Source organism: Sporosarcina sp. P2, from assembly GCF_002743255.1.
Taxonomy (GTDB): domain Bacteria; phylum Bacillota; class Bacilli; order Bacillales_A; family Planococcaceae; genus Sporosarcina.
Genome location: NZ_PDYY01000001.1, coordinates 300,106 through 312,201 on the forward strand (window position 1 = coordinate 300,106; position 12,096 = coordinate 312,201).

A 12,096-nucleotide genomic window follows, 5' to 3' on the forward strand; every position below is an offset into this window, starting at 1 on the left:
AACCGTAAAGCGAACAACACCACGGAGGATTCATGCTGAAATTAGTAGGCGTGGACGGAACCGGCCGTTATCCGGATTCGAGTGGGCACTTGTGTGTCAATTTGGGTGGAACCGCGGAAGCTACAAGCTCTCGTCCCTGTTTTATTAGGGATGGGAGCTTTTTTGTGTTCTCGGAATGTTCACCCATTATCAGATCATCGAAAGGAGTTTTACTAATGAATTTTAAAGTTCCCCGCGGTACACAGGATATTCTTCCTGACGTTTCCTGGAAGTGGCAGCGCGTTGAAAAGATTGCTCGTTCGATTTGTGATGTCTACAACTACAAGGAAATCCGCACACCAATTTTCGAACAAACGGAATTATTCCAGCGCACGGTCGGCGACACGACAGATATCGTGCAAAAAGAAATGTACACATTCACCGATCGAGGAGATCGCTCAATGACATTGCGCCCGGAAGGCACAGCGCCTGTCGTGCGTTCATTCGTCGAACACAAAATGTTTGGCTACGCTGATCAGCCTGTGAAGCTATACTACACGGGTCCGATGTTCCGCTATGAGCGTCAACAAGCTGGCCGTTACCGTCAATTCGTCCAGTTCGGCGTAGAGGCAATCGGCAGTGATGATCCAGCCATTGATGCAGAGGTAATCGAGTTGGCAATGAACATTTATAAGAAAACGGGTCTTTCTGATATCAAACTCGTATTGAATTCACTTGGCGACAAAGAATCACGCGATGCACACCGCGAAGCGTTGATTGCACACTTCAGCCCAAATATTGGGGAATTCTGTTCGGACTGCCAAAACCGTCTCGAGAAGAATCCATTGCGAATTCTGGATTGTAAAGTGGATAGAGAACACCCATTGATGAAAACAGCACCTTCACTTGCTGATTATCTCAATGAAGAGTCAAGCGCGTACTTTGAGAAAGTAAAGAATTACTTGGACATTGCAGGTATCGAGTACGAATACGATCCGAATCTTGTGCGTGGACTGGATTACTATAACCACACCGCATTCGAAATCATGAGTACGTCTAAAGGCTTCGGTGCAATCACCACACTTTGTGGGGGCGGACGTTACAATGGACTTGCTGAAGAAATCGGTGGCCCGGCAGCACCGGGTATCGGCTTCGCTCTCAGCATCGAGCGGCTTTTACTCGCACTGGAAGCGGAAGAAAAGTCCTTTACAGACGAACCTTCACTCGATGTCTACATCGTCACTCTTGGCGACGCAGCACGAGAAAAAGGCTTCGAGATTCTCGGCAATCTACGCGAGAACGGTTTACGCAGCGAGATGGATTACATGGGCCGCAAGATGAAGGCCCAAATGAAATCCGCTGACCGCTTGAAAGCAAACCACGTCATCGTCATAGGCGAAGACGAAGTGAACGAACACGTCGTCCAGCTGAAAAACATGGCAGACCGCGAGCAGAAAAGAGTTCCGGTTGAAGAATTGATTGAGGAATTGAAAAAGTAAGTGCATAGATAGGGTGTGGGATTTGCGCTCCAGAGGGGACGCTTCCCGAGGGCCCGCGGTGAGCCAACCAGGTCGCTACGCTTCCTTTGGTTGTCTCACCTGTCGGGCTGATCCTCCGGGAGTCGCCCCTCTTACGCTCCAATCCTGCAAAAAGACTTTAGGTAGTAGAAAATGTTACTAAAGTCAATAAGCGAATTCTTTTACTGTTCTTGTACTTTTTTATAATACAATTACAAAATCAAATTCAAGTACAGTTACAACGTATTTCATTGTTCTAATTTGGGATTGGAGTGCAGAGCGGCGACTCCCGCGGGAATAGCATGAGCCTTGAGACCCCGCAGGTAGCGAAGCGGACGAGGAGGCTCAAGCCATGCCCGCAGGAAAGCGTCCGCTCGGAACGGAAATCCCCAACCACAACACTAATTTTACTTTCTACTTATTCTTACATTAAATAAAAACAAAAAACAAACTCATACATCAGAAGGGTAGTGTAGTCACTATGCAACGCACACATTATTGTGGGAACTTATCGGAACTACAAATCGGAGAAGAAGTCACGCTCAAAGGCTGGGTGCAGAAGCGCCGTGACCTAGGCGGGCTCATCTTCATCGACGTCCGCGACCGTGCAGGCATCGTCCAAACGGTCTTCAACCCGGACATCTCAAAAGAAGCACTCGAAATCGCTGAAACATTGCGTAACGAATACGTCATCGAAGTAACAGGTCTCGTCATCGAACGTGAAGAGCGTACAAAGAACAAAAACATTGCAACGGGTGCAATTGAAGTACAAGTGGTAGAAGTGAAAGTCATTAACGAAGCGAAAAATCCGCCATTTACAATCGAAGACGAAACGGATGTAGGCGAAGAAACACGACTGAAGTATCGCTACTTAGACTTGCGTCGCCCTGAGCTTGCAAAAGTGTTTAAAATGCGTTCAGACATTACAAAAACCGTACGTAACTTCTTGGATGACGAAGGATTCATGGAAGTAGAAACACCGATTCTAACGAAATCGACGCCTGAAGGCGCACGTGACTATTTAGTGCCAAGCCGTGTTCACGAAGGTGAATTCTACGCTTTGCCACAGTCACCACAGTTGTTTAAGCAGTTATTGATGGTATCCGGCTTCGACCGTTACTACCAAATCGCTCGTTGTTTCCGTGATGAAGATTTACGTGCTGACCGTCAACCGGAATTCACGCAAATTGATATGGAAATGAGTTTTATGTCAATCGAAGAAATTTTGGAACTTAACGAACGCTTGATCAAGAAAGTAATGAAAGATGTTAAACAAGTGGATGTTGAAACTCCGTTTAAACGCATTCCATATGATGAAGCAATGGGGCGTTTCGGTTCAGATAAGCCAGACACTCGTTTTGGAATGGAATTGACGGATGTATCGGAAATCGTCAAAGACTCTTCATTCAAAGTATTCGCTGGCGCAGTTGAAGCGGGCGGACAGGTGAAGTTGATCAACGTTAAAGGTGCGGCAGATAAGTATTCACGTAAAGATATTGATGCACTTGGCGAGTTTGCAAAAGTGTATGGCGCGAAAGGAATGGCATGGCTGAAAGTGACGGAAGACGGCCTCAATGGTCCGATTGCAAAATTTTTCGACGGAGAAATTGGCGAAGCACTTAAAGCAGCTGGCGACGGAGAACCTGGAGATTTATTCTTATTCGGAGCAGATAAAAAATCTGTTGTAGCCGATTCACTCGGTGCATTACGTCTAAAACTTGGAAAAGAATTAGACCTGATTGACCAGTCTCAGTATAACTTCCTATGGGTAACGGATTGGCCGTTATTTGAATACGACGAGGAAGATGGCCGTTACTACGCAGCGCATCACCCATTCACAATGCCGGCCGACGTGGAAGAATTGAAAACTAGCCCGGAAACTGTGAAGGCACAAGCCTATGACTTAGTGTTGAACGGGTATGAGCTAGGTGGCGGGTCATTGCGTATTTACCAACGTGATGTGCAAGAAGCGATGTTCAAAGCACTTGGCTTTACGGATGAGCAAGCGCGCGAGCAATTTGGATTCTTGTTGGATGCGTTTGAATACGGTACACCTCCACACGGCGGAATTGCGTTCGGTCTAGATCGTATCGTGATGTTGCTTGCTGGATCTACAAACTTACGTGACACGATTGCGTTCCCTAAAACAGCTAGTGCGAGTGATCTATTGACAGAAGCACCAAGTACGGTGGATGATGCCCAGTTGAAAGAACTCGGGATTAAAGTGGTTGCTGAAGCCGTAAAAAAGTGAGTAAATAACTATTTTTTAAAGACTTTATTCAAATTGATTGAATTATAAAAAAGCGTGTGATAAGATGAGGTTAGTAGAAATCCTGAAGTGTTCGTCATTTGTAAATTAGTTTTGACCCAACATCTTATCGTCGGGAGTTCAACGTTATAGCTTGGATGACATGCCTTTAATCGGGACCTCAAAAGAGTTATACAGGACACCCACCTGCTATTAGCGGGTTCAAAGCGATATTCAAAGACGGCACAGTCGGGATTTCACTTTCTAACAACTATTCACCTTCTTGCATAAGCGAGAAGGTTTTTTACTGTCTAAAATGTAGGTAGTTGCGTAAGAGCAGGTGACTGCTTTAGTATAAAGTGAAGACAATTTATAATAAAGGATGCGATCGAGATGTTACATCAATTCTCAAGAAATGAATTATCGATAGGTAAAGAAGGCGTAGAGAGAATGAAAGGAAAGACTGTTGCAATTTTAGGTGTCGGCGGAGTTGGTTCATTCGCAGCTGAAGCGTGCGCGCGGACTGGAGTTGGACGTATTATCTTGGTCGATAAAGACACTATTGATGTCACCAATATCAACCGCCAACTGGTCGCTTATTTATCGACGGTAGGGCGTTCGAAATCCGCTGTTATGAAAGAACGGATTGCGGATATCAACGCAGAGTGTGAAGTCATCGATCTACATATGTTCTACACAGAAGAAACGTCTGAAGAATTCTTCTCGTACGAGCCGGATTATGTAATCGACGCATCGGATACGATTAGCTATAAAATTCATTTGATCCAGCAATGTGTCGAGCGCGGAATTAAAGTGATTTCGAGCATGGGGGCTGCCAATAAAACCGATCCAACGCGTTTCCGAATTGCCGATATTTCGAAAACCCATACGGATCCATTAGCGAAAGTGATACGTCTTCGTTTGCGCAAGCTAGGTATTCCTAAAGGTGTGCCTGTTGTATTTTCCGATGAAAGTCCGATTGTTGTGCGCGAAGATGTCCTTGAAACGGTTGGAAATGCCGATGCATCGATTCGAAAAGCACAAATGCCTCCAGCTTCTAACGCGTTTTGCCCATCAGTGGCGGGTTTAATTCTCGCTAGTTGGGTATTAAATGATATAGTGGCAGATATTCCTGTAGAACGTGTCAATGACGCTAAATAAAGGAGAGGTTAACCATGGAAACGACCGAAATGATCATTAACGGAAAGCGACTTGGTGCGGATCTACCGCAAATCGAAGTAGTGAATCCTTCAACTGGTGAGACAATCGGTGCTGTACCTAAAGGTGGAAAAGCGGAAGCGATGCAAGCTGTAGATGCGGCTTCTGCGGCTTTTTCAGGCTGGGCAGCGTTGTCTGCATATGAGCGCAGTGCGTATTTAATGAAATGGCATGCGTTGATTGAAAAACATGAACAAAGTGTAGCCGAAATTATGACGACTGAGCAAGGCAAGCCGTTAGCAGAAGCGCTTGGCGAAATGCGTTATTCAAACGGATACATCAGTTGGTTTGCAGAAGAAGGTAAGCGGATTTACGGTGAGACGATTCCCGCTACGCAATTCAATAAGCGATTATTCGTGCAAAAGCAACCAGTCGGCGTCATTGCATCCATTACGCCATGGAACTTTCCAGCCGCAATGATTGCGCGTAAAGTGGGTCCTGCTCTTGCAGCTGGCTGTACTGTCGTAATGAAACCGGCTTCTCAAACCCCGCTAACTGCGATTCGTTTAATAGAGCTAGCACAAGAAGCAGGTATTCCAGACGGTGTGCTGAACATCGTAACGGGCAGTGCGAGTGAAATAGCAGAAGCATGGCAGGAAGACGGTCGTGTGCGCAAGCTGACGTTTACAGGATCTACTGAAATCGGTAAAACGTTGATGAAAGGTGCAGCCGATACGATGAAGAAGATTTCATTGGAACTGGGTGGACAAGCACCCGCAATTATTATGGCGGATGCAGATCTTGATAAAGCAGTAAACGGTGTCATGGCGGCGAAATTCCGCAATGCGGGACAAACGTGTGTCTGCGCGAACCGTATTTATGTTCATTCATCGATTGCTGAAAAATTCACAAAGCGCATTGCAGAAGAAACGGAGAAATTGAAAGTCGGCGACGGTAAAGAAGAAGGTGTCGTAATAGGTCCGTTAATTGACCAGGATGCGATCGATAAAGTGGACGAACATGTGCAAGACGCGAAATCCAAAGGGGCAACAGTCGTTACTGGCGGTGAACATATCAAAGGTCTATTTTACCAACCTACTGTTTTGAAAGATGTAACTGACGATATGCTTTGCATGGAAGAAGAAACATTTGGTCCAGTCTTGCCGATTGCGACGTTTGAGACACAAGAGGAAGTCATCGAGCGTGCGAATGATACAGTTTTTGGACTTGCAGCATACGTCTTTACGGAGAATATCACACAGGGAATTCAGATGTGTGAAGCGTTGGAATATGGTATTGTGGGTTTGAATGACGGCTTGCCATCTGCGCCACAAGCACCGTTTGGCGGTTTTAAACAAAGTGGTCTTGGACGTGAAGGTGGACATCAAGGTATGGATGAATATCTAGAAGTTAAATATATCTCACTGGGTTTATAATTAAAGGAAGCAAAAAGGGAGAACGGTATTCTTCCTTTTTGCTTCTTTAATTGGTTTGGAATTCGCGTAAAATGCTATTGCCGTCAAGTACTTTAAAATGTGCTGTCATCGTGCGATTTTGTACACTCTCTGCCGCAACGCGATGGCCGAAATCGGGGATATAGACGCGGTCTAGACCGAAATTCACAATATAATGATCGTTCTGGCGATACTCTCGATCGGTCGTCTGCGCCAGCCAGCCCATTAAATAGACACCTTTAGCAGGTTTTTTATCGCTTAATGAAACCAATTCAGCGACACCGTCTTTTTGTTCCAATACGCCAAATACTCGTGTCTGACCGAGTTCATCTGGTTTTTTTAATGTGGTCACTAAACTAGGAGTCATGCGCTCCTTTGGTACTTTTTCGATGTCGTAGCGAAGCATGACATAATTTTCATTAGTATCTTGCTCGGTAATGGTTTCTGATTGAAGGTAGATATCCGTGCCGTCTTGAATCGTTGTGAAGTAAGGAATTGTAAGACTAGCTAATAGTAGCAGGGGAACTATGAAGAGTATGGATATACTGAATTTACTATGTTTGGGTCCCATTTCGGAGTCACCGCCTATTCTGCAGTTTTCATAAAAAGTGTTCTTCTTATGTACAGATAGCATGTGCAGTTTATGTGTGTTTTAGTAGTTAATTACCCAGTTTTTTTATTTCGGAAACCTTTCACAATCGTTATGTATACATGGGAGTGGAATGGGTAAGGAGGAGTGATGTGCGGTTTTGATGGGGTGTTTAGTAAGGCGCGGAGTCCAAAGTGCAACGCGCCTATCTTATTCACTATTTTCTAACATAAAACTGCCGCAACAAGTCGTAATGACTCTTGCGGCAGTATTTTATTAAATCAACAATCCAAATAACGAACTATCTTTGTTCACTTCTTTGTAAGGAAAACCGTTCTTTTCCATGCGGGCAATCAGGCCGTTGTAGTCTTCTTTGTGTTTAATTTCAATTCCGACAAGCCCTGGACCGCTCTCTTTATTGTTCTTCTTCGTATACTCGAACATGGTAATATCATCATCTGGTCCAAGTACACCATCAAGAAACTGGCGTAGTGCACCTGCGCGTTGTGGGAAATCGACGAGGAAATAGTACAGCAAACCTTCGTAAATCATCGATTTCTCTTTAATTTCCTGCATTCTACCAATATCGTTGTTTCCACCGCTGATCACACAGACGACGCACTTGCCTTTGATTTCATTTTTATAGAAATCGAGTGCTGCAATGGGAAGGGCACCTGCTGGCTCTGCGATGATCGCGTGTTCATTGTATAGATCGAGAATTGCCGTACAAACTTTACCCTCAGGGACACTGACGATATTTTCAAGATAGTTATTGCAAATGTCGTAATTCAGATTGCCTACGCATTTGACAGCTGCACCATCGACGAATTTATCAATCGTTGCCAACGGTACGATCTTTTGCGCGTCGATAGAAGCCTTCATGCTAGCTGCACCTGCTGGCTCTGCACCGATCATCTTCGTATGCGGAGACAAGTTTTTGATGTATGTGCTAATTCCTGACATCAGTCCACCGCCACCGATACTTGCAAATACGTAATCAATTGGTTCTTCGATATCATTCATGATCTCAACAGCTACTGATCCTTGGCCTGCAATGATATCCTTGTCATTAAATGGATGAATGAAAATACGCTTTTCTTTTTCCATCAATTCGACCGCGCTTTCGAAACAATCATCGAAGGTATCTCCGACTAAAATAATTTCAATGCGATCGCGTCCGAACATTTTCACCATATTGATCTTTTGTTTAGGAGTAGTTTGCGGCATGAAGATCTTGCCGTCAATGTCGAGTTTTGCACATGCGAACGCTACACCTTGTGCATGGTTTCCTGCACTCGCACAGACAATTCCTTTTTTACGTGCTTCTGTTTCGATGCGTTTCATCTTATAATAAGCACCGCGCAATTTAAAGGAACGGACATGTTGCAAATCTTCCCGCTTAATATACACATGGCAGTCATACTTTTCCGATAGACGATCATTTTTCTGTAAAGGCGTATGAGCTACGACGTCTTTCAGTAGCTGATTAGCGATTAAGATATCTTCAACTTGAACACTTGGAGTTTCCATTTTTTTCACCTTCATAACTTATCATTTAACCTCCGTTATTGAGTCAACGTTTACTCATAATAACATGAAAAAAACTGAATGAACATATGAAAGTTCTAAATTGCGCATTTACTTTGAGAATAGTGACTTTATTTTGAACAATCTGGAAATGTAAGCGATTACTTAATTTGCAAGGACTTTCAATATGTTGGATAGATCAATTTTTATTTTATTTATATAGCAAGAAAATATATCCATATCCTACAATAGCGTTAAAAAAAATAGTTTCTTGCATTACTTATTCAGTATTCTTTTCAGACCGTACACAACTATGTAGTGTTTAATTTGCAAACAGAAGGGAAAACTAATGAATAAGGAACTAACAAGCCAGAAAGGAAGCGTTTATTCATGCAGAAATGGGATAGCAGACCAGAAAAGCCAGACAATATGCAATGGACGGTGTTCGTTATAACTCTTGTCATCATCGCGGCTGTAATAGTGTATGGAGTGTTGATGTAAAGAAACAAAAAATGGTATGTCACAATATTGACATACCATTTTGACTTTCATTTTTTGTAATCCCTTCATTCGTCGTGCTCTTTTGGATTCTATCGCAAAATAACACATCTCATCAGAAAAGAGTGACAAGTCTGACGACTCTGTTATATATTAGTATTAATAAAAGTTGTTGTATCAGTACAGCGAATTAAAAAAACCGAATGGGGGAATGAACGATGAAAAAGAACACAGAGCAGAAAAGACAAATGGTGGAGAAAGTTTGTACGGAATGTGGGAACCAGTTCAAGGAAAAGCAAGAGTCTGTAATGTACGAATGTGAGCGTTGTGTCGGACGACATGAACAGTAATAAAAAATTCTATGCTCCCTTATATGGGGTATAGAATTTTTTTGTTCTGGGAATCATGTAAAGGAAGCAATTCGCATAAGGCAGTGATTTCCTAGCAGAAAAATTTAGGAGTCTGTGTGCATACGGATTATATGTAAGTTTTAACTGAAAAACATCCCAACAGTAACCTAACGATACATCATGTCATTTCACACTCTTATACGATCTGTTAGAATGAGTAGATAGAGCGGGAGGAGTGAATAAATCACTTGAATGTAATTAACATATATAGGGGGTATCAGGATGAATGATAAAAGAGATGTCTTAGATAGTGGTCCTTTCTTTCATGGAACTAAAGCAGAACTCAAAGTTGGAGATTTATTAGAACCACAATTTCTTTCAAATTATCAAGATAAAAAGTCCAATTACATATATTTTACTGCAACATTAGAAGCGGCTAAATGGGGCGCTGAATTAGCAAGATCTAAATCAAAAGAAAGAATTTATATAGTGGAGCCATTAGCTGATTTTGAAAACGATCCAAACTTAACTGACAAACGATTTCCTGGAAATCCAACACGTTCTTATAGGTCTAAATCGCCTTTGAAAATAGTAGCCGAATTAAAGTCATGGGAAAGACATTCCGACGAAGAGATAAATCATATGCTTTCTTCATTACAAGAGTTAAAAGAAGCAGGCAAAGATGTAATATTGGATTAATCCTTAATATCTCTTAAGGCACATCCCGAAATGAAGCATAAGTAAAAGTCTGCGTTCTTTGTATGTAATCGAGAACATGGGCTTTTTTTATATCCTGAGAAAGAGCACGTTAACGAAAGGTATTATGCAGAATAAATGACATCCTTAGCCCAAGTTAAAGAACTTCCGATGATTAATGTTTTAGAAAAACTGAGAGTGGTATAGAATGATAAGATGTATTAAGTATGTTGGAGAGGAGGATGTGTGTATGGCGTACATTGGTTTATTATTCATCGCAATCTCAGTATTAATTGTCGCCATCTACCTTTCATTGTTGCTGACGAAGTCTTCGAACTTATTGCTAACAGTTATGGGAACAGTAAAAGGGGTAGAGGCAGAGCTCGATAAAAGCATTGAGCAGTTATATGGAACCTTAAATGAGACTGAACAACTGGCGACAGATGTTCAAGTGAAACTTGCTGCAACGACACCTTTATTTTCTACTATCGAAAATATCGGACGATCAAGCCAGTACTTGAGTGAAGAAGTAAACAAGCGGACAAGACAGTTTGAAGAGGATGGTTCTCTTCCGGGGACAGAAAAGTTTGTCCAAGCCATCCAATATGGAGAGTTTGGTGCCCAAGTTTACGAATCATGGCAACGCGGCAAGGAAAGTATAAAAAATACGTAAAAGGAAATGAGGGCTGAGAATGGATCTCGTTGGAATTGGCGTCATACTTATCGGTATCGCCTTTGTCATTTTAGCTATCTACTTCGCTAAAGTATTACAACAAGTTGGAAATATTCTACAGGACGTCGACAAGACAGTAGGAGCGCTTCCGAAACAACTTGACGGTATCTTGGATGAAACAGGAAACCTAATTAAAAACAGTAATGATTCACTAGCAGACATTAATACAAAAATTGAGAATCTGACTCCATTGTTCCAAGTAATCGGTGACCTTGGAGAATCTACACACCAACTAACGTCTTCATTAGTGGACGTGTCTTCGTCTGTTCAACAAAAAGGAGAACACACGGACACATCAGAGCAAAACAAGAAACTAGGTGGCCTCTACGGTTCCGCTATGTTAGGTTATTATATCTTTAAGAAGCGTAAACTATCTGTGAGTGCGGCGAAGGATCGTGCAGAGCAGGCGGCCCCACGAAAAAAGTTACCAGCACCGGAAAATGCGTCCTACTAAGTACTGACAAAGACTGAAGGTCAAGCCCAATTGGGCTTGATCTTCAGTCTTTTTTTAGGTTAGGGATGTTGTGGAGAATGACTTTGATTGGAAAGTTAGACAAGAAGTAGATTTGCGCATTAAACTAGATTCGAAGCTGATAGATGACTCTAGTGCTCAGTCAAATGTTCCAATATACAATCAGGCGCAATTGCGGTATTAGGGAAGGGAGAGTAGTACATTTAAGGAAAAATGCTGAATTAATTTCCCATCTCCTATCCTTTTCATTTGGGCTACTACACTTGCGACAAATTTAACAGGAGACAAACGACTTACAAGAGAAAATAAATCGCCTGATTTGCGTGATAATTAGATGGTTAAAAAATGGGTACATAGCATTTAAAAGACCACTAATTCATATGCGAATTAGTGGTCTGTTTTATGTTTTATATGAGTGGACGGAACAAGTCTTCCACTTACGGGCGCATCTTTTTAAGCTCTTTACGCTGTTGCATTAAATAAAACACCAACGTAGCTACTCCATACAACCCTTTATACTCTTTCTCGCGGACGAACTCACTCGCATTCCCTACACGATCCTTAAACCGAATCGTTGTATCGAGTGCGGCATTCGTCACTTCACGTGAAGCCTCGCCGACATCTCCGACAATCTGAAAGACCGGTGTCACTTCATAAATTTGCTTGTTTACATTACTGATTGTATCATTCGTCGTATGAAGAATTTGCTGGGTCTGACCCGTCACTTCCTCTACCGTTGACGGCAGGGCATCGGTCGTCTTCTTGACACTTTCCAATACTTCGGTCAGTTTCCCAAGTGGTTTAATTAACACGATAGCGACAATAATTAGCGCGATGCCGATAAGCAATACGCCTATACCTAGTACCCAATCCAT

Annotated in this window: 11 protein-coding genes, 1 other RNA gene and 1 other annotated feature (1 of these 13 only partly in view); of the genes, 9 read left to right on the plus strand and 3 right to left on the minus strand. The window is 42.6% G+C overall.

From position 1 onward, the window contains the following. Positions 1-141, plus strand: a binding site (T-box leader) (it extends 78 nt beyond the left edge of the window). Positions 142-215: 74 nt separating this feature from the next. The 5 genes from hisS to CSV67_RS01455 all read left to right on the plus strand — a co-directional run bounded on the left by hisS (position 216) and on the right by CSV67_RS01455 (position 6,338). After that, the gene (hisS, locus tag CSV67_RS01435; protein WP_099629843.1) at positions 216-1,478 is read left to right on the plus strand and encodes a histidine--tRNA ligase; all 1,263 of its coding nucleotides are present in this window, start codon (positions 216-218) and stop codon (positions 1,476-1,478) included. A 499-nt stretch (positions 1,479-1,977) separates the two neighbouring features. Next, on the plus strand, positions 1,978-3,747 hold the full coding sequence (gene aspS / locus CSV67_RS01440; RefSeq protein WP_099629844.1) for an aspartate--tRNA ligase: 1,770 nt from the start codon (positions 1,978-1,980) through the stop codon (positions 3,745-3,747). 76 nt (positions 3,748-3,823) lie between these two features. Continuing rightward, a non-coding RNA gene (ssrS, locus tag CSV67_RS01445) (6S RNA) lies at positions 3,824-4,004 on the plus strand. 133 nt (positions 4,005-4,137) lie between these two features. Beyond that, on the plus strand, positions 4,138-4,905 hold the full coding sequence (locus tag CSV67_RS01450; RefSeq protein ID WP_099629845.1) for a tRNA threonylcarbamoyladenosine dehydratase: 768 nt from the start codon (positions 4,138-4,140) through the stop codon (positions 4,903-4,905). A gap of 14 nt (positions 4,906-4,919) precedes the next feature. Then, complete coding sequence (locus CSV67_RS01455) at positions 4,920-6,338, plus strand: NAD-dependent succinate-semialdehyde dehydrogenase (RefSeq protein ID WP_099629846.1); 1,419 nt, start codon at positions 4,920-4,922, stop codon at positions 6,336-6,338. Positions 6,339-6,384: 46 nt separating this feature from the next. Here the strand turns inward: CSV67_RS01455 and CSV67_RS01460 are convergent, their stop codons facing one another. Both CSV67_RS01460 and ilvA read right to left on the minus strand, forming a co-directional pair. Beyond that, a complete protein-coding gene (locus CSV67_RS01460; RefSeq protein ID WP_158232857.1) occupies positions 6,385-6,927 on the minus strand; it encodes a GDYXXLXY domain-containing protein in 543 nt (180 codons plus the stop codon). Between the two features lie 294 nt (positions 6,928-7,221). Then, positions 7,222-8,490, minus strand: coding sequence for a threonine ammonia-lyase IlvA (ilvA, locus tag CSV67_RS01465; RefSeq protein WP_099629848.1), 1,269 nt, complete (start codon positions 8,488-8,490; stop codon positions 7,222-7,224). Between the two features lie 698 nt (positions 8,491-9,188). Between ilvA and yhfH the strand changes: the two genes are divergently transcribed. The 4 genes from yhfH (at position 9,189) to CSV67_RS01485 (ending at position 11,203) form a co-directional block, all read left to right on the plus strand. Beyond that, the gene (gene yhfH, locus CSV67_RS01470; RefSeq protein WP_099629849.1) at positions 9,189-9,320 is read left to right on the plus strand and encodes a protein YhfH; all 132 of its coding nucleotides are present in this window, start codon (positions 9,189-9,191) and stop codon (positions 9,318-9,320) included. Between the two features lie 282 nt (positions 9,321-9,602). Next, positions 9,603-10,019 carry an NAD(+)--rifampin ADP-ribosyltransferase gene (gene arr, locus CSV67_RS01475; RefSeq protein WP_099629850.1) on the plus strand — a complete coding sequence of 139 codons (417 nt, stop codon included), beginning with the start codon at positions 9,603-9,605 and terminating at the stop codon, positions 10,017-10,019. A gap of 247 nt (positions 10,020-10,266) precedes the next feature. Then, the gene (locus CSV67_RS01480) at positions 10,267-10,689 is read left to right on the plus strand and encodes a DUF948 domain-containing protein (RefSeq protein WP_158232039.1); all 423 of its coding nucleotides are present in this window, start codon (positions 10,267-10,269) and stop codon (positions 10,687-10,689) included. Positions 10,690-10,708: 19 nt separating this feature from the next. Beyond that, positions 10,709-11,203: a DUF948 domain-containing protein gene (locus CSV67_RS01485; RefSeq protein ID WP_099629852.1), complete on the plus strand. Its 495-nt coding sequence runs from the start codon at positions 10,709-10,711 to the stop codon at positions 11,201-11,203. Between the two features lie 455 nt (positions 11,204-11,658). Here CSV67_RS01485 and CSV67_RS01490 read toward each other — a convergent pair whose 3' ends face one another. Further along, positions 11,659-12,096, minus strand: a complete 438-nt coding sequence (locus tag CSV67_RS01490; protein WP_099629853.1) for a DUF948 domain-containing protein — start codon at positions 12,094-12,096, stop codon at positions 11,659-11,661.